Genomic DNA, 25,469 nt, shown 5'->3' with positions numbered 1-25,469 from the left:
AGGGTGCCTCTCAGGCGAAGACGATGAAGAGCACGTACGCCGCTGCTGCCGAGGGCAGCATCGAATCGAGGCGGTCGAGAAAGCCGCCGTGCCCCGGCAACCAGGTGCTCATGTCTTTGATACCCATGTCACGTTTGAGCAGGGACTCCGCAAGGTCGCCGAACGTCGCGGTGACGGTGATCACCGCCCCCAGGAGGAGCCCGAACCACACGGGTTCCTGCAGCAGGAAGACCGAGAGCAGCACACCAGCAACCAGCGCCGTTATTGCAGCGCCTGCAAGACCCTCCCAGGTCTTCTTCGGGCTGATGCGCGGTGCCATCGGGTGCTTGCCGAAGTTCAGGCCCGCCACATACGCGCCGGTGTCGACGCAGACGACGATGAGCATGAAGCTGAGCACCCACCACTGGCCGCCGGGTTGCACGACGAGAAGAAGCGAGATGCTCCCGAGAAAGACGACGTAGCCCTGCACCAGGAGACCGGCCGAGAGGTCACGCACAACGGATTGCACCGAGCCCCGGTGACTCCGGCTTGCGAGCATGACAATGCGCCACACGCACACCACGGCTGCGCCGACAAGAAGAACGAGCCACTGCGCCGAAGCGCCGAAGAAGTAGGCGGCTGCGGAAACCGCTGCCCCGGAGGCGATTGTCGGGATGAGCGGCACCGTGCGACCTGAACGGCGCAGTGCCTGCACGAGTTCGGCTGCGGTGACGCACACGAGGAGACCGACGAAGATGAAGAAGATCAGATTGAAGAACAGAAGGCTGACCAGCATGGTGCCGCCGAGGCCGAGGCCGATGGCAATGGCCGGGATGAGGTTGCGGCCCGTGCGCGCCGTGATCTTCTCATTGGCCTCTTCGAACTGCTCGCGCCTTGCACGAACCCGCTCTTCGAGCTCGGCCCGGGTGATGCCCTGGGGCGATCGCCTCGGCCGACCGGGCCTGCCCTCGCGCGAATCTTCTGTCACGTCTGGTACGCCTAGATTTCCAGCAGCTCGGTCTCTTTGCGCTTCAGAGCATCGTCGATGGCATCGACGGTGGACTTCGTGTTCGCCTCGAGCTCCTTCTCTGCCCGGGCAACCTCGTCGTCACCGACTTCGCTCTTCAGGGCATCCAATTCGTCTTTGGCCTTGCGACGGATGTTGCGCACAGAGATCTTGCCGTCTTCGGCCTTGACCTTGACCACCTTGACGAATTCCTTGCGGCGTTCTTCGGTGAGGTCGGGCAGCGTCACGCGGATGATGTTGCCGTCGTTCGTGGGGTTGGCGCCCAGGTTCGGCATGTCGCGCAGTGCCTGCTCGATATCACGGAGTGCACCCTTGTCGTACGGGGTGACGATGATCGTGCGGGCTTCGGGGTTCTGCATCGACGCCAGCTGCGAGAGCGGAGTGGGTGAACCGTAGTAGTCGACCAGAACCTTCTGGAAGAGGGCGGGGTTGGCCCGGCCGGTGCGGACGGTCGAGAAGTCCTCTTTGGTGGCCTCGAGGGCTTTTCTCATTCGCTCAGCGGCGTCAGACAGTACATCGGCAATCACGGCAACTCCTTATTTCTCGGCTCAGTTTACTGTCAATCGCAGTGGATGGCTGGGCAGACGCCCCGTGACATCTCTACGCGTGCGAGGTGTGCACCAGTGTGCCGATCTCTTCTCCGAGGATCGCGCGCGTCACGTTGCCGTGCGGCTCCATTCCGAAGACGACCATCGGCATCCGGTTGTCCATGCAGAGGCTGAACGCCGTCGAATCGACGACCTTCAGTTCGCGCTGCAGCGCGTCGAGGTAGGTGAGTCGGTCGATCTTCTTGGCGTCGGGGTTGGTGCGGGGGTCAGAGTCGTAGACGCCGTCGACGCCGTTCTTGGCGACCAGCACGACATCGGCGCCGATCTCCAGTGCACGCTGGGCAGCAACGGTGTCGGTCGAGAAGTAGGGCAAGCCTGCCCCGGCACCGAAGATGACGACCCTCCCCTTTTCGAGGTGGCGCTCGGCACGCCTCGGAATGTAGGGCTCGGCGACCTGGGTCATCGAGATGGCCGACTGCACGCGAGTGGCGGCGCCAGCCTGTTCGAGGAAGTCCTGGAGCGCGAGGGCGTTCATCACAGTGCCGAGCATGCCCATGTAGTCGGCGCGGCCCCTGTCCATGCCCCGCTGGCTGAGCTCCGCACCCCGGAAGAAGTTGCCACCACCGACAACGATGGCGATCTCGACGGATTTTGCTGCTTCGGCGATCTCCCTCGCGAGTGCGCCGACCACATCAGGATTGACTCCGAGTGAACCGCCACCGAAGGCCTCCCCCGAAAGCTTGAGCAGAACCCGTCGTTTTCCGGTCGATTCGTTCATCGTGTGGATTTCCCTTCGTCACTTCCGTTGTTCAGGCTACCGGTAATTCCTTGCCCCTCTTTCGGGTACAAAAAAGGGGCAGCCGAAGCTGCCCCTTTTTGCCTGCCAGATGCGGGAGCGTTATGCGCCGACCTTGAATCGGGCGAAACCCGACACGGTCAGGCCGGATTCCGACAGCACCTTGGCAACGGACTGCTTGTTGTCCTTGGCGTAGTCCTGGTCGAGCAGGGCGACCTGCTTGAAGAAGCCGGTCAGGCGACCTTCAATGATCTTGGGCAGGGCCGCAGCGGGCTTGCCCTCGTTCTCGGCGATCTCCGTCACGATCTTGCGCTCAGCCTCGACTGCATCGGCCGGAACGTCGTCGCGGGTCAGGTACTCGGGGTTGGCGAACGAGATGTGCTGCGCGATGCTGCGCGCAGTCTCGGCGTCTGAACCGCTGTAGCCGACGATCACGCCGACCTGCGGGGGAAGGTCCTTGCTGGTGCGGTGCAGGTAGATGGCAAAGTGCTCGCCGGTCACCTGGGCAACGCGACGCAGTTCGATCTTCTCGCCGAGGATTGCAGCTTCGTCGGAGATCGCCTCTGCGACGGTCTGTGATCCTGCAGGAGCGGCAAGCGCCTCTTCGACGCTAGAGGCGCCGGCTGCAACAACGGCTGCCAGGACCTTCTCGCTCAGGTCGATGAACTTCTGGTTCTTCGCGACGAAGTCCGTCTCGCAGGCGAGTTCGATGAGCGTGGCGGTCGTTCCGGACTCCTGAGCGGCGACGAGGCCCTCACTGGTGGCACGGCCCTCGCGCTTGGCGACGCCCTTCTGGCCCTTGAGGCGCAGGATCTCGATGGCCTTGTCGATGTCTCCATCGGCTTCGACCAGAGCGTTCTTGCTGTCTACCATTCCAGCGCCCAGGCGGTCGCGCAGAATCTTAACGTCGGCAACGTTGAAATTTGCCATAGTGCTTCATTACTCCTAGCTAAAGTGCTGTGCCCGAGTCTCCCCGGGCACAGCATGGTTCAAACGGGTTACGAGTTACTCGGCTTCTTCGATGATCTCTTCAGCTTCGACCGCGGCAACGACTGCCTCGACGACAGCCTCAGCGGCGACCTCAGGAGAGACGGCGTCTGAGGTCAGAGCCTCTTCTACGAGGGTCTCGGCGACAAGAGTCTCATCGACGGCCAGCTCGACAGCAGAAGCCTCGAGAAGCTCGCGCTCCCACTCGGCCAGCGGCTCGACAGCCGAGACATTGCCGGCCTCTTCGGGCTTCTGGTGGCGCTGGATCAGGCCCTCAGCTGCGGCGTCGGCGATGATGCGGGTCAGCAGGCCGACCGAACGGATCGCGTCGTCGTTACCCGGGATCGGGTAGGTGACTTCGTCGGGGTCGCAGTTCGTGTCGAGAATACCGATCACGGGGATGCCGAGCTTCTTCGCCTCGTCGATCGCGAGGTGCTCCTTCTTGGTGTCGACAACCCAGAGAGCCGACGGGGTCTTCGTCAGGTTGCGAATACCGCCGAGGCTCTTGTGCAGCTTGTCGAGCTCGCGCTTCTTGATGAGCAGCTCTTTCTTCGTGAAACCGCTCTTGGCGGTGTCTTCGAAGTCGAGCTCCTCGAGCTCCTTCATACGGGCAAGACGCTTCGAGACCGTCTGGAAGTTCGTGAGAAGCCCACCGAGCCAGCGCTGGTTGACGTAGGGCTGGCCCACGCGGGTCGCCTGCTCGGCGATCGCTTCCTGCGCCTGCTTCTTGGTGCCGACGAAGAGAATCGTGCCGCCGTGGGCGACCGTCTCCTTCACGAAGTCGTAGGCCTTGTCGATGAAGCCAAGCGACTGCTGCAGGTCGATGATGTAGATGCCGGAACGCTCGGTGAAGATGAATCGCTTCATCTTCGGGTTCCAACGGCGGGTCTGGTGCCCGAAGTGCACGCCGCTGTCGAGCAGCTGGCGAATCGTTACGACGGCCATGAGCCGTTCTCCTGTTCCAAGGCCCGCCGCCGTGCACGCCCGGAGGGCACGCAGAACTGGTCAGGCCAAATCGGTTTTCAGCAGCGATCGGATGATCGGCGCTCCTGGTGCCCGGCACAGAACCGCCCCGACTCCCCGTTGAACCCAGCAGAATGAGCCTGGATCAGTACAGAAGGTCAGAGACCGAATGGATCTGGCGGCCGAATGGCACGCGTAGTCACCACGACAAAGCGCGGTGCTCCGTCCATGATAGCACCGCGCAGGGCAGGCCCGTGCGGGCCGTGCCAGGATGCCTCTCTGAGACCGATCAGGAGGGAGAAGCTTCGGCACGGAGTGCCGCCGCCTTGGCAGCTCGCCCGCCGCGATCGACCTTCAGGCCATCCATACTCTCGAGTGAACGCCCCTTCGTCTCTGGCACCGCGAAGAACACGAAGAAGAACGACACCAGGGCGAAGAACGCGTACATACCGTAGGTGAAGGTGAGCGAGAACGCCGACAGCGCCGGGAAGGTCTCGGTGATGGCGAAGTTCGTGAGCCATTGGGCTGCCGCCGCGATGCCGAGTGCCTTGCCGCGGATGCGGTTGGGGAAGATCTCGCCGAGCAGCACCCAGACGAGCGGGCCCCAGGTGGCGCCGAACGAGATGACGAACAGGTTGGCGGCGACGAGGGCGATCGGGCCCCATGCTCCCGGCAGTTGCGGCGTTCCGTTGACGAGCTGGGATTGGCCGAACGAGAGCGCCATGACTCCGAGCGAGACGAACATGCCGATCGAACCGCCAAGCAGCAGCGGCCGCCTGCCGATCTTGTCGACGAAGAAGATGGCGACGAACGTCACTGCCACGTTGACGACCGAGGTGATCACCGAGATGGTGAGCGAGGTGCCCGGGTTGCCGGTGTCGAACCCGACCGACGCCCACAGAGACGTGGAGTAGTAGAAGATCACGTTGATGCCCACGAGCTGTTGGAACATCGACAGCAGGATGCCCACCCAGACGACCGGCAGCAGACCGAACATCTTGCCCCTCAGCGAGGCGGTGCGCGCGTTCTCCTTGTCTTCGCGAAGGGAGGTCTCGATCTCCTGCAGGGCATCGTCGACCTGGGTCGTGGGCATCACGCTCGCAAGAACGGTTCTCGCCTCCTCCTTCTTGCCCTTGCCGGCAAGGAAGCGGGGAGACTCAGGCAGGCGCAGGGCGAGCAGCCCGTACACGATCGCGGGAACTGCGCAGACCACGAACATCCATCGCCAGGCATCGACGCCGAACCACAGCGGGCTGTTGGCGTCACCGGCTGCGTTAGCAAGGATCGCGTCAGAGAGCAGGGCGGCGAAGATACCGAGCGTGATCGCGAGCTGCTGCAGTGAGGCCAGGCCACCACGCACGGCCTTCGGCGCGATCTCGGCGATATAGGCCGGGGCGATCACCGAGGCGATGCCGATGCCGAGGCCGCCGAGGACCCGCCAGAGAACGAGGTCCCAGACCGCAAAGGCTGCTGCCGAGCCGATGGAGCTGATGAGGAAGAGCGAGGCGCCGATGAGCATGACGGGGATGCGGCCCATGCGGTCGGCCAGGCGGCCCGCGAAATAGGCACCGACTGCACAGCCGAGCAGCGCCGAGGCGACGACGAAGCCGCTCAGAAGCGGTACCGCCTCGAGGCCGAAGTCCGACTTGATGGCGTCGACCGCCCCGTTGATGACAGAGGAATCGAAACCGAAAAGGAACCCGCCAAGTGCCGCTGCAACCGAGAGTGCGATGACTTTTCGATTGAGTTTCTTCTGGAGGTTCTTGTCGGTTTCACCAGACGCCGTTGTACCAGCTGACCCAGACATGTCGTGCCCCTTCGAACGTGTGACTCGCGCGTCGTGCACTGCGCGATCGAACTACCCATGAAGGATCACAGCTGTAAGTTGTCTCCCTCACAGTTTCGATCTTCGCACGATGTTGCACAGTTCGATCGGATTGCGTCAGGGGGTTGCGTGCGACAGCCGATGCTGTCCCTATGAAATTCTGGATGCTCGTGTTGCTGCATGCGCGTGTGTACGCGCTTGTGCCGGTGGTTGTCTGGCTGACGGCTATCGGTCCGATGGTTTGGCCGGTTGATGGGCCGCAAGAGGGGCAGGCGGGGCGGGCTCCGGTCACCGGAGTGTCCCAGAGGTCGGTGCCGGCAACCGGTGGAACGACAGCGGTGATGGATGGGGCTGAACCCGTTGGGGCCGAAACTGTCGGCACAGGGTCAGCGAGCGCGCGGTGGCCTGTCGCTGGCACTCTGCTGATCATCCGGGAGTTCCTTGCACCGCTCGACCGGTATTCTGCGGGGCACCGGGGCATCGACCTGGCTCAAGAGCCGGGCTCTGAGGTGACGGCGGTTGCCGACGGGCGAGTTTCGTTCGTCGGCGTCGTAGTCGACCGGCCGGTGGTGTCGATCACTCACGACGGAGGGTTCATATCGACAGTGGAGCCTGTGACTGCCTCGGTTGTGCTCGGCCAGGCCGTCACCGCAGGCACGCCCATCGGCGCGCTCTCCAGCGGGGCGTCGCATTGCGCCCCGTCATGTCTCCACCTTGGCGTACGACTGCACGGCTCGTACGTGTCGCCGCGTGTCCTCATCGGGGGGTTGCCACGCGCCGTGCTCCTGCCCATCGATTCGACAGCAGTCGGCGAAGGCGCCAAGACGCCGGCCAGAATCGTGGGTGGGCCTGTTCGGTCTCCGGTCACGCTCGAGGGTGAGCGGAGAGATAGGTCTGGCGAAGGCGTTCTGTGGTCACGTGCGTGTATATCTGCGTCGTGCCCAGGCTCGAATGACCGAGCATCTCCTGCACCGCCCGCAGATCGGCGCCTCCGTCGAGCAGGTGCGTCGCCGCGGTGTGCCGGAACGCGTGCGGGCCCTCCGGTCCCGATCCCGGGAAGCGCTGCAGCAGGCTCGCTACCAAGGAATACACCGAGCGCGTACCGAGGCGGGTGCCGCGGGTGTTCAGGAACAGTGCCGTCGTGGTCGCCGGTTGAGCCGCCCTGAGCGCGAGCTGTGGTCGACCGAGCCGCTGGTAGGCGATGACGGCATCCTGCGCTGGGGTACCGAACGGCACGACTCGCTGTTTCGATCCCTTCCCCGTGACCAGTACAGTACGCCTGTCGTGGTCGATGTCTGCCGGATCGATACCGACGAGCTCAGATACCCGAAGCGCCGACGCGTACAGAAGTTCCACGATCGCGTGATCCCGCAGGGCGATCGGGTCGCCCTCGGCCGCCCTTTCTGCCAGAAGCGCGAACACCTCGTTCATCGACTGCGAGGTGAGCACCCTCGGTAGCGACCGATCGGCCCGAGGCGCCCGAAGTCGCGCTGCCGCGTCGGAGGGCTCCCTCTTCGTTCGCACCAGCCAGGCCGAGAAGCTCTTCGCCGTTGCCGAACGCCTCGCGAGGGTCGATTTCGACAACCCCGAGTTCGATGCTTCCCAGAGCCAGTCCCGCAGCATTTCGAGGCTCAGCTCGTCGGCTTGCTGCTCGCGCGCGAACGCTGTCAGATTCGCGAGGTCGGAGGCGTATGCCCTGACGGTGTTGGGCGAGTAGGCGCGCTCGAACTCCAGATACGACAGGTAGTCGCCGATCGGCTGGTCCAGGCTCACCGCTCCAGCATGCCTGATTGTGGCACCTCGACTGGCCGCGCTGTGTGGCGCGTCGCTGTTCAGCAGTGCCCCATCGTGCCCGATCAGTCTGTCGTGGGGGCCTGTCGCGAGAATGCTTCCCTCTGCGCAGCTGCGGGGAGCGATTCGATCCGGTCGACGAATTCCGCTGGAAAGGTGTTCACGACCTGACTGATGCCCAGCGGCACCACGGAGTGCACCACCTGGCCCGGGTACACCTGCACGAGATTGAGCGACTGGCCCCCGTCCCTGCCGACCAAAGACTGGCGAGCCGAGACAAGGTCCATTGTGTAGCAGGTGGCTGCGGCCACCGAGATCGGCACACCGGCGAAGAGGGAGTGTGTCGAGTAGTGAAGGTGCCCCCCGAGGATCGAGATCACGTCGGTCCCTCGGATCACATCGGCAAGCTGATCCTGTTCCTGCAGTTCGAGGATGGGCATGAGCGGCAGCGTTGTGGGGATGGGCGGGTGGTGCAGCGCCAGAATCGTGCCGGCGGCCGCGGGTGTGTGAAGCTCTGCAGCCAGCCAGTCGAGCTGTTCGCGTGTCAGCTCGCCGTGGTGGAATCCCGGCACAGAGGTGTCGAGGGCAATCAACCTGAGCCCGTTGAGCCAGAAGACCCGGTCGACCGGAGAATCCGAGCCGGGTTCGTCGAGCAACTCGACTCGCATCCGCGACCGGTGGTCGTGGTTCCCCATCACCCACACCAGTTGCGCTCCCATCCGATGGGCGGCCGGCTCGACCAGAGCCCTGACGCGCTCGTAGGCGTCCGATTCGCCGAGGTCGGCTATGTCACCGGTGAAGACCAGCGCATCGAATGAGATGCCGGATCCCTCGAGTCGCTCGAGGGCTCGAGCCAGGGTCGTATCCGTGTCGATCGCGCCGTAGAGACGAGCTTCGCCGGCCAGGAAGTGTGTGTCGCTGATGTGGGCGATCGTGTGGGTCGGCATTGCCTCGATGGGCCGGGCCGGATGTTCTGAGACCATGCTTCCATTGTCACAGCAGCCACCGCTGCCCGTCAGTGCCGGACTCTGCAGGAGATGGAGTTCGCCCTGTCACAGCGCGCTGCGTATACAGGGGTTGCTGATCCACTGACGCTACGTCCGGCCCCGCCCGGATGCAGGAGCCTTCTTCCAGCCGTCATCCTCGTGCACCACCTCCCGCGTGAGGCTCAATGTTCCGAGTACTGACTGGGTGTCGCGAATACTCATGCCGGTTCGCGAAGCGACGTCTTCTACGCTCCGGAACGTGTGCACGGCGAGCGCGTCGAGAACTCGGAGGTGTTGGGGATGCCGACGATCGGCCGAAGGAGCCGAGCCCTCGCGGCCCTCGCTGCCTGCACTGCCTTCACCGCCACCAGGCTCACACCCGATAAGCTCGGCGACCTCGTCTGCGCTCGTCACACAGACTGCATCGAACTCACGAAGCAGACGGTGACACCCAGCCGAAGCCGCCGAGGTGACCGGACCGGGAACGGCTCCAAGTGGGCGACCCATCGATGCTGCGTGAGCAGCGGTATTCAGAGAACCGCTGCGTGCCCCTGCTTCGATGACGATCGTCGCCTTCGACACCGCCGCAATCAACCGGTTTCGTTGGAGGAACCTCCATTTCGTCGGTGGCGCACCGCACGGCAGTTCGGAGACGATCACGCCCTCGCTCGCGATGCGTGAGAGAAGCGAGTCGTGTCCCGAGGGATACGAGCGGTCCACACCACCGGCGAGAAACGCGATGGTGAGTCCGGAGCTCGCCAGCGCCGCCCGATGAGCCATTCCGTCGATGCCGTACGCCGCACCCGAGACGATCCCGAACCCGCGATCGCAGAGACCCGCCGACAGTTCCATGGTGACGTGTTCGCCGTATCCGGTGGCGGCCCTGGCCCCGACAATCGCCAGGGAATGACCGACGGCCGCGACAGAGTCAGGCGTTCCACGCACCCAGAGCGCGAGCGGCTCGTGTGCATCAAGATCGTTGAGCCCCGCGGGCCAGGCGTCGTCGGCCGGAGTGAGCAGTCGGGCACCGCATTGCGCCGCAAGACGCATCGATGTCAGCGCCGAGTTCGCCGCGAGGCGCGGCATCCACCGTTCGATCGCGAGCGCCATTTCACGCTCAGAGCCGAACTCAGTGCCCGTTGCAATGACCTCAGCTCGAACCCGCTCGGGGGAATGTCGCTCGACCAACGCTCGCAGGGCACCTGCAGCGCCCAGCGCCCGCACGAGCGTTCCCGCCGCCACATCACCAGGTTCGGCGATCCCGCTCCACGTCGCGCGGGCGAATCGCTCTGCGGCCCACGCACGGAGGCTTTCGTCGTCGCCAGAGCTGTTTGTACCAGGGCCGATTGCATCAGGGCCGCTTGCACCAGGGCCGATTGCACCAGGGCCGTTGGCACTGGAGCTGATGGCGTTGGGGCCCTCGGTGACCGGGCCCACCGGTAGACGGGCGTCAGCATCGGGTGCTGCGGTCGGGTCACTGATTGCCCGCACTGCCGCAATGATCGTTGCCTCGTCGAGCGAGAAGAGAGTCATGAAACCGACCTCCGGAGGTAGAGGGCCCGCCCGATGTGGTCGGCGCCGGGGTCGCCGGAGCAATCGAGATCAGCCAGCGTCCACGCGACCCGCAGGATCCGGTCGTATCCGCGCATGGTCATCCCGCCCCTCTCCAGTGCACGATCCAACGAGGTCAGGGCCGCGGGAGACAGCTTTCTCGGCCCTGCCCTGAGCCATGCTCCCGAGACCTCGCTGTTGAGCCGCCATGGGGTCGACGCGAGCCTCTCTGCTGCTGCCATCCGGGCGTGGTTCACCTGGCCGCGCGCGACCGCGGTGGTCAGACGCTGCTTGTCTGCACTCAGCCGAAGTTCGGCGGCGGTGACACGGCGAACCTGGACCTGGATGTCGATCCGGTCCAGAAGGGGCCCTGACAACCTCGCGAGGTAGCGCCTTCGGGTATTGGGTGTGCAGGTACAGGTGGAATCGATCGCACCGTACTGGCCACACGGGCAGGGATTGGCAGCGAGCACCAGTTGGAACCGGCCGGGAAAACGTGCCACCGCGTTTGCGCGGTGAATACTGATCACTCCCGATTCGAGCGGCTGCCGCAGGCAGTCCAGTACGTTCCTCGCGAATTCGGGTGCCTCGTCGAGAAACAGCACTCCACTCGACGCACGGGCGGCCGCGCCCGGCCTGATCTGCCGGGACCCACCCCCGATCAGCGCAGCAGCCGTCGCCGTATGGTGGGGGCTCTCGAACGGCGGCCTTGTGGCGAGCGCCTGGGGCACACTCGCACGGGACAGCGAGCGGACGGCGGTCACCGCCAGGGCCGCTTCGGTGTCGAGGTCAGGAAGCAGCCCCGGCAAACGGGATGCCAGCATCGTCTTGCCGGCACCAGGCGGCCCGAGCAGAAAAACGTGATGGCCCCCTGCGGCCGCCGCGACAAGAGCGAGAACCGCGTCTGGGTTGCCGACGACGTCGGCGAGTTCGTGGACCGGTTCGTGGTCGTCAGTCGCACCGCTGGGTTCGATCGCATCACGTTCCACGTGCTCGAATGCACCACCGTGGAAGATCGCCGCGTCTCGCATCGAAATGACGGGAACAATGACGACCCCTGGCACCAGCTCTGCCTCCCGGCGATTGCCAGCGGGCACCACAAATTTCGTGAAGCCCGCTCGCGCAGCCGCGGCTATGGCCGGCAGCACACCGTTCATGGGCCGCAATCGCCCGTCCAGACTCAGCTCGCCCAGGTGCACGACGCCCTCGATCGAGGAGGCAGAAATCGAACCTGCAGCCGCGAGGATGCTCATCGCGATACCGAGGTCGAAGGTAGAGCCGTGTTTGGGCAGGGCCGCAGGAGACAGGTTCACAGTGATCTTCGCCGTCGGCAACGGGCACCCGGAGTTCGCCGCGGCAGAGCGCACCCGGTCCCGTGAATCAGCCAGCGCCGTGTCGGGCAGACCGATGATCATGAGCGTCGGCAACCCGTTCCCGATGTCCGCCTCAACCTCGACAATCGAACCGGTCATCCCCATCAGCGCAACGGAGTATGTTCGGGCGACCATCAGAAGATCCCCTCGATGTGCTCGATTGTCGCAGCACCGTGGAGTGGTGCGACGACACCGATGGCGTCGATACGGATCTGCCGCCTGGCGTGCGGTGCCGCCTCGCACCACGCACGGCTCAGGCGGCGCAGCCGGGAGAGCTTTCCGAGGGTGATCGCCTCGAATGGATGCCCGTACCGCAACCCCGAGCGCGTCTTCACTTCGACGAAGACCGTCACCCCGAGCTTCTCGGCGACCACGTCGAGCTCACCGATCTCGCACCGCCAGTTGCGGTCGAGGATCGAGTACCCCTGCTGTTCCAGATAAGCGGCCGCGAGCGCTTCACCACGCCGACCGAGCACGTCTTTCGCCTTCATCACTACCTCCGCCACCAACTGTGGCGAAGCAACACCCGGCTAGAAGGCTCTACACCATGAACTGTGCAGAGCCAGAAAGGCGGTGGGATTGTGAGGGAGTAGCGCAGACGATCGCCGAGCACGAAGAAGAATGACGGACGCAGCCACCATCGGCGGAGCATCCAGATGGACCCTACTCGTCGAGCGCGAGTTCTTTCGGCAGTTCGAAGTCCTTCGACGAGAGCTCTTCGATGTTCACATCTTTGAACGTGAGCACGCGCACCGACTTCACGAAGCGGTCGGAGCGGTATACGTCCCAGACCCAGACATCGCTCATCGTCAGCTCGAAGTAGAAGTCGTGCTCGGTGTCGCGGCGCACCAGATCGACATCGTTCGCCAGGTAGAACCGGCGCTCTGTCTCGATGACGTACTTGAACTGCGAGACAACGTCACGATATTCGCGGTAGAGGGCCAACTCGACCTCGCGGTCGTAATCCTCGAACTCATCTTCTTCCATGGTGGGGCAAGTCTACGCCAGCGAGCCCGCCCACCCGGTGAGCAAGGTCAGGAAGCTCAGGCCGGCTGGGCGATCATCCGCTCGCTCTTCAACCAGGTTCGCCGGTGGTGTTCAGTGGCACCCAGCAACTCGATCGCGTCGAAGTGCGCGCTGCTCCCGTACCCCTTGTTGCTGGCCCAACCGTAGCCCGGCGTGATGCTGTCGAGCTCGATCATGAGCCGGTCTCGGTGAACTTTGGCGACAACGGAGGCAGCAGCTACTGAGGCGCAATCTCTGTCGGCCTTCACCCGCGTCGTGATGGTGAGTGGTGTCGTCAGCGACGGTGAGAGCCAGTCATGCGAGCCGTCGAGCAGCACGACCGAGCGGAGCACGTCGGTTCCAGCGGCATGCAACTGTCCGAGCGCACGCTTGCCCGCGAGGCCGAGGCAGGCGATGATGCCGAGGCGGTCGACTTCTTCGGCACTCGCGAGCCCGACGGCGGATGCCCGGACCCAGGCCGATGCGAGCGGCGCCAGCACCTCGCGGCGAGCCTCCGACAGCAGTTTCGAATCCCGGAGCCCCACGGGGAATACCCCCGGACGCCGAGGATCGATGACACACATCCCCACCGCGACCGGGCCGGCCAGCGCGCCACGACCGACCTCGTCGACCCCGATCACCAGCTCTGCGCCCGCTCGACCGAGCGCGCGTTCGTGCCGGAGGGTCGGATCTGCGACTGGGCTCACCCAGAAGCTCCCGGTGTCGCGGTGGGTGCTGCCTCTTTGGCGGCGCGGAAGACCGAGGAGTAGTTGTCGAGGAACGTCCAGCGGTCAGCGGGCCACGTGATCCACAGCGCCCTTCCCACGACGTCGCCGATGGGCACGAAGCCACCGCCCGGCTTGCCCTGGTTGTACCGGGAGTCTGCCGAGTTGTACCGGTTGTCGCCCATGACCCAGAGTGAGCCGGCGGGAACGGTCACATCGAACGTGAGGTCGGAGACCCTTGTCACCCCTTCGGGCAGCTTCACATAGGGTTCGCTCAGGGGTACATCGTTCACCATCATCTGGCCCAGGGCATTGCAGCAGGTGATGTGGTCGCCAGGCAGGCCGATGACGCGCTTGATGAGGTGGTCGTTGCTATCGGTGGCCGCAAGCCCAACGGCATCGAGCACCCAGTTCACGGCCGAGACCAACGGAGTGGTCGGCGCATCGACGTGTGGCTGAAGCCATCCACCCGGGTCTTTGAAGACAACGACGTCGCCGCGCTCGACGGGCATGATGCGGGGCTCGAGTTCATTGACGAGGATGCGATCGTTCTTTACGAGCGTGTTCTCCATCGACCCCGAAGGGATGTAGAACGAACGAACCAGGAACGTCTTGATGAGCACCGACGCCAGCAGCGCGACGAGAAAGATGATCAGGATGTCGCGAATGAAGAGGGCGGTGCTGCGTGTGCGCCGCCCCCGGCGTCTGCCGGCACGATCGTGTCGTGTCGGCAACGTTGTTTCTGTCATTTAACCGCCTGAGCTCCCGACCCATTTTATGGGGCGGGAGCTCGGGGGAGATGTCATGACGCTCGACTCGAGCGGCATATTCCCAGCCGCGTTACCCAAACGTTAGCCCAAAGTACAACTGGCCGTTCGTTTGGAGCCGAACAGATGCGACTAGTCGCGCTTCTCTTTGATCTTTGCCTTCTTGCCGCGCAGTGCGCGGAGGTAGTACAGCTTCGCGCGACGAACGTCACCGCGGGTGACGACCTCGATGTGGTCGATGATGGGCGAGTGCACCGGGAAGGTACGCTCGACGCCGACCTGGAAGCTGACCTTGCGAACGCAGAATGTCTCGCGAACACCCTCGCCCGACTTGCCGATCACGACGCCCTGGAACACCTGCACTCGCGAGCGAGTACCTTCGATGATGTTGACGTGAACGCGAACGGTGTCGCCCGCGCGGAAGTCGGGAACATCGCTACGCAGTGAAGCTGCGTCTACGCTGTCGAGAATATGCATGTTGTGTCGCTCTCTGTAACCGCCACAGGTCGACTACGTGTTAATAGTTAGAGGAAGAGTGTGCACTCGTAACTGCAGAACTCCCCTGTGGCAGAGTCTGGCGGTGGCACAATCGTCAATTGTGCCATGACAGCGCGTCTTTAAGCAAAGCGCGGCCCACGAACCTGCCAGTGGTGACGCGGCCGGAGCCTACTTCTCGTGGCTGCGCCCGGTGTCGATGACGATGTACTCACCGTCGGCGACGATCGGCGTGCGCGGCGCAGACGAGACACCGGCAGCAGCGGCCTGTGCCTCGGCCATCTGCGCCGCGTATTGAAACGAGTCGAACACTCCGCTGACGCGACGTTTGGTCTCTGCGCCCAGCTGGAAGATCGAAGCCCAGAATGCGGCGAGGCCGAGCACGACGACGGCGACGGCCAGAAGAGTGCCCGCCGGTGTCAGGAACCCGACAGCGATGATCGCAGCATGCCAGGCGGCGAGAAGACCGGTGTCGAGCCACGACAGCGCACGGGCCTGACGCACCGACCTTCGAAGGTAGTTCAGCACGCCGACGCCAGCAAGGCCGAGCGCGAGAACCCCGCACGAAAGGAGCACCAGAAGGAACTGCCAGCCAGACCCACCGAACAGCGACCAGCCGATCAGCACCCACAAGGGCAGCACGACAACGGCGGCAACCTGCCAGTAGTAGAAAGCCCGGCGAACGAACATGTGTCAATGGTACGGCGGGTAACGTGGGTTCGGTCCAATCGCGTTTTGGTACACAGGCAAATCAAAGGGAACCGCCATGATCGAGCTCAGAACACCCGCCGAAATCGAGAAGATGCGAGTCGCCGGAGTCTTCGTCGGTGAGGTACTCACCGAACTCGCTTCCCGCGTCGCTGTGGGCATGAATCTCCTCAAACTCGACCAGATCGCGCACGACATGATCCGCGCCCGCGGTGCTGAGTCCTGCTACATCGACTACCACCCCTCGTTCGGTGCCAGCCCCTTCGGCAAGGTGCTCTGCACCTCGGTCAACGATGCAGTGCTGCACGGGCTCCCCCACGACTATCGCCTCCGCGACGGCGACATGATCTCGCTCGACTTCGCCGCCTCTGTCGACGGCTGGGTCTCCGACAGTGCGGTCACCGTGATCGTGGGCACTCCGCGGCCAGCGGATGCCCGGCTCATCGACACCACGACCAGGGCCCTCGACGCGGGCATTGCTGCGGCCCAGCCCGGCGGAAGACTGGGCGACATCTCGGCCGCCATCGCCGCGGTCGCCCTGGCCGACGGATACACGATCAACACCGATTTCGGCGGCCACGGCGTCGGGCGCACCATGCACGGTGACCCCCACGTACCCAACAACGGCCGGCCTGGCCGGGGCATCCATCTCGACGCCGGGCTCGTTATCGCGATCGAACCGTGGTTCCTTGAGACCACCGACAAGCTCGTCACCGATCGCGACGGCTGGACTCTGCGCAGCGCCGACGGCTCCCGTGGCGCGCACATGGAGCACACCGTGGCGGTCACGGCCGACGGTCCCCTGGTGCTGAGCGCTCGCGCCTGAGTCTGGGCCCGGCGGCAGACCGATCCCGACGAAACACAGCTTCGTCGGCGCTGGCTGGCGCGGCGTCGCGGCGAGCATCCAATGGATGCTCGCTCAGCGCGTCACTGCGCTGGAGGCAGCAGGTCGGGCCGGACCCGCCGCGTGCGCTCGAGCTGCTGCTCTCGGCGCCACACCGCGATCGCCCCGTGGTTGCCATTCGTCAGCACCGGCGGCACCGCATACCCCCGCCATTCGGCAGGCTTGGTATAGCTCGGGTACTCGAGCAGCCCATCCTCGTGCGACTCCTCGACGAGGCTTTCGGGGTTGCCGATCACCCCGGGAATCAGCCGCCCGATCGCCTCGATCATGGCCATCACGGCGACCTCTCCCCCGTTGAGCACATAGTCGCCCAGGCTCACGAGCCTCACGGATGCCCGGCTCTCGGCATACTCGAACACCCTCTGGTCGATCCCCTCGTACCGGCCGCACCCGAACACGATGTGTGACGCCCCACTCAACTCGCGTGCCATCGCCTGCGTGAACACCTCGCCCGCCGGCGACGGGAAGATGACGATGGGGTCGGTCTCACGCCGGTGGCGCGGCCGAGCATCCGCGGCCCCCGCTGACAGGCCCGTGCCGACGACGCTTGCCGCGTCATGGTCGACGATGTCGCCGTCGGCGTTGGCATCTCCGTCGGCATCGGTGGTCGCCCCTGGCGCGGCTACCTGGTCGAGGATCGCGTCGAGCGCCTCTCCCCACGGCTCCGGCTTCATCACCATGCCGGCGCCTCCGCCATACGGCTTGTCGTCTACCGTGCGGTGCCGATCGTGAGTGAAGGCGCGGAGGTCGTGCACCTTCACGTCGAGGATGCCGTCTTCGCGCGCCCGCCCCAGCAGTGACACGTCGAGCGCACCGAAGTACTCGGGAAAGATCGTCACGATGTCGATGCGCACCCCAAAACCCTATCCTGATGCGCACTACCTCAGATTGGACGGCCCTCAGCCGACGCTCGGTGAAATGCGTCGAGGTCTGATTCACCGCCGCCCATTTGCAGACGGCGACGTTGTCGGGCGCTCCAGCGGTGCTCGTTGCGCTCCACTGCGGCGCGGATCATCCGCTCGACCCTGGGCCACTCGTACATCACCTGGGCGTAGGTCAACCGGATGACCGTGTACTCCCGCTCATGCAGGATGAGGTCGCGCCGCCGATCCTCGAAGAAGGCGGCCTCGCTGGTGTGCCATCGTGCACCATCGAGCTCGAGAACGATTCTGTCGCCGATCACGAGATCGACGAGTCCGACGACAGGAACGTGCACCTGCGTGCGGTACGGGATGTTCAGCGACCTCAGCCGCAAGCGGGCCTTCGTCTCGAGGCCGGATTGGGCCCTCGGGTCGGTAAGGGCGATTGCGGCCCGGTACCGTTGTGGAAAGTACACGGCCAGCCCATCCAGGCGCGCACGGGTCGTGAGTTTCAGGTTGAGTGCCGAATCCAAGGCCGCAATCGCGTCGTCTCGCAGCTGGCAGCCGAAGAGCTGGAGCAGGGCAAGCTCGATAGGAACGCAGGCCACGTGAGCACGGAGGCCGAGGGCGTCGGGCACGCGGTGCACAGCCACATTTCTGGCTCGCTGAAGGGGCCGCCCCCGCGCATCCGGAGACGATAGGTGGCTGGTGTGTCGTCCGACCGCGACGTGCAGCCGGTGGTCGTCGTGACACCAGACCTCCAGCTGACGCAGCAGTGAGATGCAGGTGAGCTGGCCGCCGACCCTGACCGCGCGAACTACGTCATCAGGCGCGCTTGGGAGCGCTACCCAGCCCTGCCGAATTCGCAGCAGAGCGCCTCGCGCGACGGCCGCCCGGGCATCCGCCGTCGTGAAACCGTGGAGGGCCAGGTGCGTTGTGCTGGCAACCCCGCCAGCCTGAGCCACGGCCTCTTCGAGATACATCTGCACAGGATGCCCGAGCCGTGGAGGCTCATGGCTGCCGTGCTCGAATCTGTGGAAAGAAGAATGGGCGGCCCTCAGCCCAACCTCGGTGAATTACGTCGAGGTTCGGTTCAGCGCCGCCCAGCCCCCGCTCACTACACTGACATTTCCTCGGTGAAATAGAAGGCGTCATGGAACCACATGCCCTGCGGGAGCTCCTCGCACCGCTCGCGGTCCCCCACGCCCTGGCTTCCCTCGCGCACTTCGCCCTGACGGTCGACGGATACTACGCTGAGGATTTCGTGCTCTGCCGGCGTAACGACCACCGACTGCGGCAGTACTCGACCGCAGCCGAGTTCGCCGCGCGCCTGAGGGTATTCGGCCAGGCGAACGAAGACGGCAGCGAGTACGCACTGAGGGGCATCCCCGGATGGGCTGCCGACGACCTGCCCGTCGTCGTGCTGGGTGACGAAGGCGGCCTGCACCCGGTTGCCGAGAACAGCGTTGAGTTCTTGCGGTTTCTCGCGGCGGACAGAAGCATCGGCGTCAGCAGAGAGCGCGTCTGGCTGACCCAAGACGAACTACACGACGATTCGCCCGGGCATCCGGCGTACGCGCACTGGCTCGAGCTGCACTTCGGCTGCGAGCTGCGCACGGCCGAGGGCGTCTTGGCACGGGCCGAAGACCGGTTCGGCGAGGCTGTTCGCGCGTTCGCGGCGAAGCTCGCATCCTCCTGAGCGTCAGGCTGTGGGCGCGCCCGTTTCGGGTGTGGTGTCCGTGGGCCGATCGAGAGTCGGCTCGGAGGCCGCTCGTTCTAGCTCGGCGTCCGGCATGTCGCCGTCGGTGCCGCGATCATCGGGATCAGCGTCATCTCCACCATCGGACTCTTCGTCGGCTTCACCAACACCAGAAATGTAAGCGTCATCGGCGGCCGGGAGCTCCTCGAAGAGGCCGGGCGGCGGTGTCACCGTCAGCGTGCCCGCGTCGATGTCGACCGCCGAGACGATCGCCTTGACGAACGGCACGAGCACTTCGCCCGTTTCCGTCTGCACGTGCAGGAGGTCCTGAGCCGCGAGGTGATCGATCTGCGTCATCGTTCCGATGCGCACGCCGTCACGCACCACAGCGAGTCCGACGAGCTGGTGGTCGAACCACGCATCTTCTTCGTCGGTCTTCTCGTCGAGGTCGTGGTCGATCCAGAGGATCGCCTTGGCCAGCGATTCAGCCGCCGTACGGTCGGGCACACCGACGAAGAAGCCGACCGGATGCCCGTTGTACCAGCGCAGTTCGGCCAGTTCGAGGGTCTTTCCGTGCCAGGGAGAGGTTGTTGGGACTTGCAGCGTGAACACCGAGCCCGGAACGAAACGTCGTTCCGGGTCGTCGGTGAACAGCTCGAGTTTGATCGCACCCTTCAGCCCATGGGCTTTGGTGAGGCGACCGACTCTCAGTTGTGTCTCGTTCTTAGAAATCGGTATCAACCACGTCAACGCGAACGCGCTTGCCATCGGCGAGCGCTGCAACGAGGGTGCGCAGGGCTTTCGCCGTGCGACCCGATCGACCGATCACGCGGCCGAGGTCACTGGGGTTCACTCGAACCTCCAGCACCTCACCGCGCGGAGAACTCTTCGCTACGACGTGGACGTCGTCGGGATTGTCGACGATGCCCTTGACGAGGTGCTGCAGAGCTGGTGCGAGCAAGACTTACGCCTCGTCGGTCGCGGCGGCCTCGGCGTCAGCCGAAACCTCAGCGGCAACGGGCGCGACGGCGACGGGCGCCTCGGCCTTGGGGCGAAGAACGGGCTTCTTCTTCTCGTCTGCGACGAAAACAGCCTTCGGCTCTTTCACGCGAACGGTCGAAACCGCGTTGGGGTCACCCTTGAACTTGCCCCAGTCACCGGTGAGCTTGAGGATGGCCTCGACCTGCTCGGTCGGCTGTGCGCCGACGCCGAGCCAGTACTGGGCACGATCGCTCTTGACCTCGATGAACGAGGGCTCCTCGGTCGGGTGGTACTTGCCGATTTCTTCGATGACACGGCCGTCGCGCTTGGTGCGCGAGTCGGCGACGACAATACGGTAGTAAGGAGCGCGGATCTTGCCCATGCGCTTCAAACGGATCTTTACAGCCACAATTCTCCTGAGTAATTTTTATGGGGCGAACTGCCGGCCGTGAGCGTGGGGATGCACACTCGGCCAAGAATAAGTTCTAAGGTTCTGCGCACCGCCTGATTAGAGGGTCGGGCAGGGGCAGACTCGACTGTCCATTCTGTCAGATATTTGCCCTGACGAGTAATTAACCGGCGATATTGCGAAATACCACAGGTAGCGGGCATCCATGTCAGGATATTCGCATCAGAGTTGCGCACCTGCGGGGCTCCAGAGGTTGGGCGGGCGCTAAGCAATGGAGATCAGCTTCGCAGAGTCCGAGCGCTCCACAGTCGGCATCGAGTGGGAGGTCGCGCTCGTCGACCGGAGCTCGGGCGACCTGGTGTCTGTGGCCGGCGAGGTACTCGAGGCGCTCCGCCAGGGCGATGGCTCCGAGCATCCACAGATCACCGGCGAACTGCTGCTGAACACGGTCGAGCTCGTGACGCGGGTGCACCACACGATCGGCGACGCAGTGGATGATCTGCTCAGCCAGCTCGACGAAGTACGCGCCATCACCGACCCCCTCGACGTCGAGCTCATGTGCGCCGGCTCGCACCCCTTCGCGCAGTGGTTCGACCAGACCGTCACCGACAAGGAGCGCTACCACCGGCTCATCGACCGCACCCAGTGGTGGGGTCGCAACATGATGATCTGGGGCATCCATGTGCACGTGGGGGTCGAGTCGCGCGACAAGGTACTGCCGCTGCTCGACGGGCTTCTGACCTACTACCCGCACCTGCAGGCGCTGAGCGCCTCGAGCCCGTTCTGGGGCGGGGTCAACACGGGGTACGCGTCGAACCGGGCCCTGATGTTCCAGCAGCTGCCCACCGCCGGCCTGCCGTACCAGTTCACGACATGGGCCGCGTACGAGCAGTACGTCGCCGACATGACTGTGACCGGCATCATCGACGACTACACCGAGGTGAGGTGGGACATCCGGCCCTCGCCGAAGTGGGGCACGGTCGAGATGCGTGCCTGCGACGGGCTGTCGAGCCCGCAGGAGATCGGCGCTGTGGCGGCGCTGATCCAGTGCCTCGTCGACCACATGTCGGGCGAACTCGACGCCGGGCGCGAACTCGTGACGCTGCAGCCCTGGTTCACGCGGGAGAACAAGTGGCGCGCGGCGAGGTACGGGCTCGATGCGGAGATCATCCTGAACCCGGCCGGAGACGAGCGCCTGGTCACGGACGAGATCCGCGATCTGCTGGTGATTCTCGCCCCGACTGCTGAGAAACTCGGATGCTCGGCTGAGCTCGCCCAGGTGAACCTCATTCTCGAGCACGGCGCCAGCTACCAACGTCAGCTGCGGGTCGCCGCCGAGAACGGCGGCAGCCTGCACGCGGTGGTCTCGTCGCTGACCCACGAGTTGCGGCACGGCCTCGGCGGCTGATCGCCCGATCGAACAGACACACGACGCGCGCGAGTCACGTACGCCGTGGTGAGGCCGCCAGACCCGTCTCACCACGGCGCAGCGGCCTCACGGGACAGCGCCTCAGCCCGACGATCGTGACTCACTCATAGACGTGTCGGCAGTCCGGCCGGCGCCCGACGCGAGTTACGCGTTCTTGGCGTCGCGCCAGGCGAGCAGGTCGGCTATCGGCGACAGGTCGATGTCGGGGCCGGTGATGCCGAGCGTGAAGAGGCTCGCCCCGAGCTCGACCTGCGCGTCGAGGTCGGTCGTGTCGAAGTCGCCCGGCGTGTGTGGGCGGGTTCCGGTCGAGATCTCGATCTCTGCGAAGTCGCGGCCGATCTCCTCGCAGTGCGAACGGAGGATGACCAGCTTGCGCTCGAGCGTCTCGGTGTCGGCGAAGCTGTGCCAGATGTCGGCGTGCTTGGCGACGATACGCAGCGTCTTCTTCTCTCCGCCACCGCCGATGAGCACCGGGATGTCGCGCGTCGGGGGCGGCGTCAGTTTGGCCCAGCGGGCTTCGATGCGCGGGAGGCTTTCGGCAAGGGCATCCAGCCGCTGGCCGACGGTGCCGAACTCGTAGCCGTATTCGTCGTAGTCGCGCTCGAACCAGCCGGAGCCGATGCCGAAGATGAGTCGACCCTCGGCGCCAGGGGTCTTCGCCGAGATGTGGTCGACCGTGCGTGCCATGTCGGCGAGCAGGTCAGGATTGCGGTACGTGTTGCAGGTCACGAGCGGGCCGAACTCGATCGTCGACGTCTGCTCTGCCCAGGCAGCGAGCATGCTCCAGCCTTCGAAGTGCAGGCCGGCAGGGTCACCCGAGAGCGGGTAGAAGTGGTCCCAGTTGAACGCGATGTCGACGCCTAGCTCTTCGAGCGAGGTGAGCGTGTCGCGAATCTGTGTGTAGGTGGAGTGCTGGGGAGCGATCTGGACGCCGATTCGAATCGGCCGCGTCAACGTGTTGGTCATACAGAAAGCCTAAGCCTCTCTACAGACACCCCGCGTGAACATCTCGGATGCCCGTTCCCTGGTTCGCGGACAACGGAGGAACGACTCCGCTCAGCGGCGCAGGAACTTCTGAAGCGACTCGAGTTCCTTCTCGCTCGGCCCGCCCGCGGCCGCACCGGCACCGCCGCTGCCCAGGCCGAAACCTGAGCCAGCAGGCGTGCTTGCACCGGCAGCCGGCAGCTTCTCGCCCGAGGCCAATGCCGCGTTCTCGATGGCGCGCTTGGCCGGGTTGCCCGACTTCGAGCCCTTCTTCTTCTGCTGGACCTTGCCGCGACCGCCGCCGAAACCGGCACCGGGGATCGGCCCCATTCCGGGAATCTGTGGCACTCCCCCGCGAGCAACCGTCTTCATCATCTTCGCGGCCTGCTCGAAGCGCTGCACCAGCTGGTTCACGTCGGTGACCGTCATGCCAGAACCGCGCGCGATCCGCACCCGGCGCGAGCCGTTGAGGAGCTTCGGGTTCTGCCGCTCTGCCTTGGTCATCGACTGGATGATCGCTTCAGTGCGCACGATTTCGCGCTCATCGAAGTTGGCCAGCTGCTCCTTCATCGCCCCGGCACCGGGCAGCATGCCGATCATCTTCTTGAGCGACCCGGCCCCGCGCAGCTGCTGCATCTGGCCGAGGAAGTCTTCGAGGGTGAACGTGTCGGTGCGGAACTTCTCCGCGACCTTCATCGCCTCTTCTTCGTCGAAGGCGCCCTGTGCCTGCTCGATGAGGGTCAGGATGTCACCGAGGTCGAGAATGCGGCTCGCCATGCGGTCGGGGTAGAACGGCTCGAAGTCGTCGAGCGACTCGCCCGTCGACGCGAAGATGATCGGGCGACCGGTCACCGACGCGACCGACAGGGCCGCACCACCGCGGGCGTCACCGTCGAGTTTGGTGAGCACGACACCGGTGAAGTCGACACCGGCCTGGAACGCCTTGGCTGTGGCCACAGCATCCTGCCCGATCATCGCGTCGATCACGAAGAGCACTTCGTCGGGGTCGACGGCCTTGCGGATGTCTGCGGCCTGCTTCATCATGTCGGCGTCGACACCCAGGCGGCCGGCCGTGTCGACGATGACCACGTCGTACTGCTTGTCGATGGCCCACTTGATCGAGTCTTTGGCGACCTTGACCGGGTTGCCGACACCGTTGCCGGGCTCGGGAGCGTAGACCGCGACCCCGGCCTGCCCTGCAACGACCTGCAGCTGCTGCACGGCGTTGGGGCGCTGGAGGTCGGCCGCGACGAGCAGCGGGGTGTGGTTGTCTTTCGCGAGCCACTTCGCCAGCTTGCCGGCGAGGGTCGTCTTACCGGCACCCTGGAGCCCTGCGAGCATGATGATGGTCGGCGGCTTCTTGGCGAAGTTGATGCGCCGGGCCTCGCCGCCGAGAATCGCGATGAGCTCCTCGTTGACGATCTGCACGACCTGCTGGGCCGGGTTCAGCGCCTTGTTGACCTCGTCACCGAGCGCGCGCTCGCGCACCTTGCCGGTGAAGTCCTTGACCACGTCGAGCGCCACGTCGGCATCGAGCAGGGCGCGGCGAATCTCGCGGACGGTGCCGTCGACGTCGGCCGGGCTCAGCTTGCCCTTCGTGCGGAGGTTGCGAAAGGTGTCCGCTAAGCGGTCAGAAAGGGTTCCGAAAGTTGCCATGGTGCGACAATCTTAACCGCTCCCGCCGGGCCCTCGCTGCGAAAACAGCCTCGCGAGCGCACGCCCCCGGCGAACGGATGCCCGGCAGAGGCTCCCGACCGCTTGCTTCAGCCAATCAGGTTCTGCACGAAGACGTGCGGCGTGAACCCGGTGAGGTCGTTGATGCCCTCGCCCTGGCCGATGAGCTTGATCGGGATGCCCGTGCGCTCCTGCACCGCGAGCACGAAGCCGGCCTTGGCCGAGCCGTCGAGCTTCGTCAGCACGAGCCCGGTCACGCCGGCGTGCTGGATGAACGCCTCGGCCTGCAGCAGGCCGTTCTGGCCCGTTGTCGCGTCGAGCACGAGCAGCACCTCCGACACGGGGGCCTGCTTCTCGATGACCCGGCGGATCTTGGTGAGCTCATCCATCAGCCCACCCTTGGTCTGCAGGCGGCCGGCGGTGTCGATGATGGCGATCTCGATGTTGTTGCGCTTCGCGAAGTCGACGGTCTGGAAGGCGACCGAAGCAGGGTCCTGCCCCTCCTGCTGCGGCCTCACGATCTGCGCGCCTGCCCGCTCAGCCCAGGTGGCGACCTGCTCTACGGCCGCGGCGCGGAAGGTGTCGGCCGCACCGACGACCACGCTGCGGTTGTAGTTCGCGAGGAACTTCGCGAACTTGCCGATGGTCGTGGTCTTGCCGACTCCGTTGACGCCGACGACGAGCACGACCGCCGGGCGCTCGGTGAGCTTCAAGGTGGAGTCGAGTTTGGAGAAGCGTTCCTCGAGGGTTTCGCGGAGCATCCGCTGCAGGTCTTTGGGGTCTGTGGTGCTGTACCGGGCGACCTTGGCCCGCAGGTCGTCGACGATCTGGTCGGTCACGTCGATGCCGAAGTCGGCCGTGATGAGGGCGGTTTCGAGGTCGTCCCAGGTCTCGGCGTCGATCGTGCGTTTCGCGAACATGCCGCGAAGGGCTCCGGAAAGCGACCAGGGAGTGCGTTCAGCCATGCGACAAGCCTATGGTGCGGGCGTGGTCGACGCTGCCC

The 25,469-nt window shown here is 64.9% G+C and carries 26 protein-coding genes and 2 pseudogenes; 4 read left to right on the top strand and 24 right to left on the bottom strand.

Translation table 11 applies throughout. The annotated features are described in order from the left end of the window. Positions 1-10 precede the first annotated feature (10 nt). The 6 genes from KPL76_RS08605 to KPL76_RS08580 form a co-directional block, all read right to left on the bottom strand. On the bottom strand, positions 11-967 hold the full coding sequence (locus KPL76_RS08605) for a phosphatidate cytidylyltransferase (protein ID WP_253201961.1): 957 nt from the start codon (positions 965-967) through the stop codon (positions 11-13). Between the two features lie 11 nt (positions 968-978). Beyond that, positions 979-1,533 carry a ribosome recycling factor gene (gene frr / locus KPL76_RS08600; protein WP_216332331.1) on the bottom strand — a complete coding sequence of 185 codons (555 nt, stop codon included), beginning with the start codon at positions 1,531-1,533 and terminating at the stop codon, positions 979-981. A 73-nt stretch (positions 1,534-1,606) separates the two neighbouring features. Further along, a complete protein-coding gene (gene pyrH / locus KPL76_RS08595) occupies positions 1,607-2,332 on the bottom strand; it encodes a UMP kinase (protein ID WP_216332329.1) in 726 nt (241 codons plus the stop codon). 120 nt (positions 2,333-2,452) lie between these two features. Beyond that, on the bottom strand, positions 2,453-3,280 hold the full coding sequence (gene tsf / locus KPL76_RS08590; RefSeq protein ID WP_216332327.1) for a translation elongation factor Ts: 828 nt from the start codon (positions 3,278-3,280) through the stop codon (positions 2,453-2,455). 75 nt (positions 3,281-3,355) lie between these two features. Further along, positions 3,356-4,282: a 30S ribosomal protein S2 gene (gene rpsB, locus KPL76_RS08585; protein WP_216332325.1), complete on the bottom strand. Its 927-nt coding sequence runs from the start codon at positions 4,280-4,282 to the stop codon at positions 3,356-3,358. Positions 4,283-4,589: 307 nt separating this feature from the next. Then, positions 4,590-6,107 carry a sugar porter family MFS transporter gene (locus tag KPL76_RS08580; protein WP_216332323.1) on the bottom strand — a complete coding sequence of 506 codons (1,518 nt, stop codon included), beginning with the start codon at positions 6,105-6,107 and terminating at the stop codon, positions 4,590-4,592. Positions 6,108-6,277: 170 nt separating this feature from the next. On the opposite strand from KPL76_RS08580, the pseudogene KPL76_RS14975 reads away from it, so the two are divergent. Further along, positions 6,278-6,862: pseudogene (locus tag KPL76_RS14975) on the top strand (peptidoglycan DD-metalloendopeptidase family protein); the annotation flags it as partial. Positions 6,863-6,989: 127 nt separating this feature from the next. Here KPL76_RS14975 and KPL76_RS08575 read toward each other — a convergent pair. From KPL76_RS08575 to KPL76_RS08530, 10 genes are all read right to left on the bottom strand, one after another. Continuing rightward, positions 6,990-7,898 carry a tyrosine recombinase XerC gene (locus tag KPL76_RS08575; protein ID WP_253201960.1) on the bottom strand — a complete coding sequence of 303 codons (909 nt, stop codon included), beginning with the start codon at positions 7,896-7,898 and terminating at the stop codon, positions 6,990-6,992. An 83-nt stretch (positions 7,899-7,981) separates the two neighbouring features. Further along, positions 7,982-8,899 (bottom strand): metallophosphoesterase, encoded by a 918-nt coding sequence (locus KPL76_RS08570; RefSeq protein ID WP_253201959.1) that lies wholly within the window; start codon positions 8,897-8,899, stop codon positions 7,982-7,984. Between the two features lie 111 nt (positions 8,900-9,010). Further along, positions 9,011-10,435 (bottom strand): DNA-processing protein DprA, encoded by a 1,425-nt coding sequence (dprA, locus tag KPL76_RS08565; protein WP_216332321.1) that lies wholly within the window; start codon positions 10,433-10,435, stop codon positions 9,011-9,013. After that, positions 10,432-11,964 (bottom strand): YifB family Mg chelatase-like AAA ATPase, encoded by a 1,533-nt coding sequence (locus KPL76_RS08560; RefSeq protein WP_216336239.1) that lies wholly within the window; start codon positions 11,962-11,964, stop codon positions 10,432-10,434. Before KPL76_RS08560 ends, dprA begins: the two co-directional genes overlap by 4 nt. Then, the gene (locus KPL76_RS08555) at positions 11,961-12,317 is read right to left on the bottom strand and encodes a YraN family protein (RefSeq protein WP_216332319.1); all 357 of its coding nucleotides are present in this window, start codon (positions 12,315-12,317) and stop codon (positions 11,961-11,963) included. Before KPL76_RS08555 ends, KPL76_RS08560 begins: the two co-directional genes overlap by 4 nt. 172 nt (positions 12,318-12,489) lie before the next feature. Further along, positions 12,490-12,813, bottom strand: a complete 324-nt coding sequence (locus KPL76_RS08550; RefSeq protein ID WP_104244363.1) for a DUF2469 domain-containing protein — start codon at positions 12,811-12,813, stop codon at positions 12,490-12,492. Positions 12,814-12,869: 56 nt separating this feature from the next. After that, the gene (locus KPL76_RS08545) at positions 12,870-13,538 is read right to left on the bottom strand and encodes a ribonuclease HII (protein WP_216332317.1); all 669 of its coding nucleotides are present in this window, start codon (positions 13,536-13,538) and stop codon (positions 12,870-12,872) included. After that, positions 13,535-14,305 carry a signal peptidase I gene (lepB, locus tag KPL76_RS08540; protein ID WP_216332314.1) on the bottom strand — a complete coding sequence of 257 codons (771 nt, stop codon included), beginning with the start codon at positions 14,303-14,305 and terminating at the stop codon, positions 13,535-13,537. Before lepB ends, KPL76_RS08545 begins: the two co-directional genes overlap by 4 nt. Before the next feature lie 150 nt (positions 14,306-14,455). After that, on the bottom strand, positions 14,456-14,800 hold the full coding sequence (gene rplS, locus KPL76_RS08535; protein WP_205109876.1) for a 50S ribosomal protein L19: 345 nt from the start codon (positions 14,798-14,800) through the stop codon (positions 14,456-14,458). Between the two features lie 189 nt (positions 14,801-14,989). Further along, the gene (locus KPL76_RS08530) at positions 14,990-15,508 is read right to left on the bottom strand and encodes a hypothetical protein (protein ID WP_216332312.1); all 519 of its coding nucleotides are present in this window, start codon (positions 15,506-15,508) and stop codon (positions 14,990-14,992) included. A 76-nt stretch (positions 15,509-15,584) separates the two neighbouring features. Between KPL76_RS08530 and map the strand changes: the two genes are divergently transcribed. Further along, the gene (gene map / locus KPL76_RS08525) at positions 15,585-16,352 is read left to right on the top strand and encodes a type I methionyl aminopeptidase (protein ID WP_216332310.1); all 768 of its coding nucleotides are present in this window, start codon (positions 15,585-15,587) and stop codon (positions 16,350-16,352) included. Between the two features lie 101 nt (positions 16,353-16,453). Here the strand turns inward: map and trmD are convergent, their stop codons facing one another. Next, the gene (trmD, locus tag KPL76_RS08520) at positions 16,454-17,284 is read right to left on the bottom strand and encodes a tRNA (guanosine(37)-N1)-methyltransferase TrmD (RefSeq protein WP_216332308.1); all 831 of its coding nucleotides are present in this window, start codon (positions 17,282-17,284) and stop codon (positions 16,454-16,456) included. Positions 17,285-17,313: 29 nt separating this feature from the next. Next, positions 17,314-18,273, bottom strand: a complete 960-nt coding sequence (locus KPL76_RS08515) for an endonuclease domain-containing protein (RefSeq protein WP_216332306.1) — start codon at positions 18,271-18,273, stop codon at positions 17,314-17,316. Between the two features lie 170 nt (positions 18,274-18,443). Between KPL76_RS08515 and KPL76_RS08510 the strand changes: the two genes are divergently transcribed. Further along, positions 18,444-18,989, top strand: a complete 546-nt coding sequence (locus KPL76_RS08510; protein ID WP_216332304.1) for a hypothetical protein — start codon at positions 18,444-18,446, stop codon at positions 18,987-18,989. Between the two features lie 132 nt (positions 18,990-19,121). Here the strand turns inward: KPL76_RS08510 and rimM are convergent. The 3 genes and pseudogenes from rimM to rpsP all read right to left on the bottom strand — a co-directional run. Continuing rightward, positions 19,122-19,757, bottom strand: a pseudogene (gene rimM, locus KPL76_RS08505) (ribosome maturation factor RimM); the annotation flags it as partial. Continuing rightward, a complete protein-coding gene (locus KPL76_RS08500) occupies positions 19,714-19,950 on the bottom strand; it encodes an RNA-binding protein (RefSeq protein WP_205109888.1) in 237 nt (78 codons plus the stop codon). The gene KPL76_RS08500 and the pseudogene rimM, both read right to left, overlap by 44 nt. A gap of 3 nt (positions 19,951-19,953) precedes the next feature. Beyond that, entirely contained in the window at positions 19,954-20,379 is a 426-nt protein-coding gene (gene rpsP, locus KPL76_RS08495; protein ID WP_216332300.1) for a 30S ribosomal protein S16, read from the bottom strand. Between the two features lie 271 nt (positions 20,380-20,650). On the opposite strand from rpsP, the gene KPL76_RS08490 reads away from it, so the two are divergent. Next, entirely contained in the window at positions 20,651-21,787 is a 1,137-nt protein-coding gene (locus KPL76_RS08490; protein WP_216332298.1) for a glutamate--cysteine ligase, read from the top strand. Between the two features lie 165 nt (positions 21,788-21,952). On the opposite strand, the gene KPL76_RS08485 is transcribed toward KPL76_RS08490, so the two are convergent. From KPL76_RS08485 to ftsY, 3 genes are all read right to left on the bottom strand, one after another. Beyond that, entirely contained in the window at positions 21,953-22,774 is an 822-nt protein-coding gene (locus tag KPL76_RS08485) for an LLM class F420-dependent oxidoreductase (RefSeq protein WP_216332296.1), read from the bottom strand. Between the two features lie 90 nt (positions 22,775-22,864). Beyond that, the gene (gene ffh, locus KPL76_RS08480; RefSeq protein ID WP_216332294.1) at positions 22,865-24,448 is read right to left on the bottom strand and encodes a signal recognition particle protein; all 1,584 of its coding nucleotides are present in this window, start codon (positions 24,446-24,448) and stop codon (positions 22,865-22,867) included. 107 nt (positions 24,449-24,555) lie between these two features. Then, entirely contained in the window at positions 24,556-25,431 is an 876-nt protein-coding gene (gene ftsY / locus KPL76_RS08475; protein ID WP_216332292.1) for a signal recognition particle-docking protein FtsY, read from the bottom strand. Positions 25,432-25,469 lie beyond the last annotated feature (38 nt).

The sequence above is a fragment of the Subtercola sp. PAMC28395 genome (assembly GCF_018889995.1).
GTDB lineage: Bacteria > Actinomycetota > Actinomycetes > Actinomycetales > Microbacteriaceae > Subtercola.
The sequence above is the reverse complement of the archived record's forward strand: the minus strand, read 5'-3'. Positions and strand labels throughout refer to the sequence as shown.

What these genes read in the sequence shown, in the direction of transcription:
- KPL76_RS08550 (WP_104244363.1), bottom strand. Translation starts at nt 12,813, where the DNA reads ATGGAAGAAGATGAGTTCGAGGATTACGACCGCGAGGTCGAGTTGGCC.
- KPL76_RS08530 (WP_216332312.1), bottom strand. Translation starts at nt 15,508, where the DNA reads ATGTTCGTTCGCCGGGCTTTCTACTACTGGCAGGTTGCCGCCGTTGTC.
- ffh (WP_216332294.1), bottom strand. Translation starts at nt 24,448, where the DNA reads ATGGCAACTTTCGGAACCCTTTCTGACCGCTTAGCGGACACCTTTCGC.
- KPL76_RS08570 (WP_253201959.1), bottom strand. Translation starts at nt 8,899, where the DNA reads ATGGTCTCAGAACATCCGGCCCGGCCCATCGAGGCAATGCCGACCCAC.
- KPL76_RS08485 (WP_216332296.1), bottom strand. Translation starts at nt 22,774, where the DNA reads ATGACCAACACGTTGACGCGGCCGATTCGAATCGGCGTCCAGATCGCT.
- KPL76_RS08490 (WP_216332298.1), top strand. Translation starts at nt 20,651, where the DNA reads ATGGAGATCAGCTTCGCAGAGTCCGAGCGCTCCACAGTCGGCATCGAG.
- dprA (WP_216332321.1), bottom strand. Translation starts at nt 10,435, where the DNA reads ATGACTCTCTTCTCGCTCGACGAGGCAACGATCATTGCGGCAGTGCGG.
- KPL76_RS08580 (WP_216332323.1), bottom strand. Translation starts at nt 6,107, where the DNA reads ATGTCTGGGTCAGCTGGTACAACGGCGTCTGGTGAAACCGACAAGAAC.
- lepB (WP_216332314.1), bottom strand. Translation starts at nt 14,305, where the DNA reads ATGACAGAAACAACGTTGCCGACACGACACGATCGTGCCGGCAGACGC.
- KPL76_RS08555 (WP_216332319.1), bottom strand. Translation starts at nt 12,317, where the DNA reads ATGAAGGCGAAAGACGTGCTCGGTCGGCGTGGTGAAGCGCTCGCGGCC.
- KPL76_RS08510 (WP_216332304.1), top strand. Translation starts at nt 18,444, where the DNA reads ATGGAACCACATGCCCTGCGGGAGCTCCTCGCACCGCTCGCGGTCCCC.
- pyrH (WP_216332329.1), bottom strand. Translation starts at nt 2,332, where the DNA reads ATGAACGAATCGACCGGAAAACGACGGGTTCTGCTCAAGCTTTCGGGG.
- rpsB (WP_216332325.1), bottom strand. Translation starts at nt 4,282, where the DNA reads ATGGCCGTCGTAACGATTCGCCAGCTGCTCGACAGCGGCGTGCACTTC.
- rplS (WP_205109876.1), bottom strand. Translation starts at nt 14,800, where the DNA reads ATGCATATTCTCGACAGCGTAGACGCAGCTTCACTGCGTAGCGATGTT.
- map (WP_216332310.1), top strand. Translation starts at nt 15,585, where the DNA reads ATGATCGAGCTCAGAACACCCGCCGAAATCGAGAAGATGCGAGTCGCC.
- ftsY (WP_216332292.1), bottom strand. Translation starts at nt 25,431, where the DNA reads ATGGCTGAACGCACTCCCTGGTCGCTTTCCGGAGCCCTTCGCGGCATG.
- tsf (WP_216332327.1), bottom strand. Translation starts at nt 3,280, where the DNA reads ATGGCAAATTTCAACGTTGCCGACGTTAAGATTCTGCGCGACCGCCTG.
- KPL76_RS08515 (WP_216332306.1), bottom strand. Translation starts at nt 18,273, where the DNA reads ATGTATCTCGAAGAGGCCGTGGCTCAGGCTGGCGGGGTTGCCAGCACA.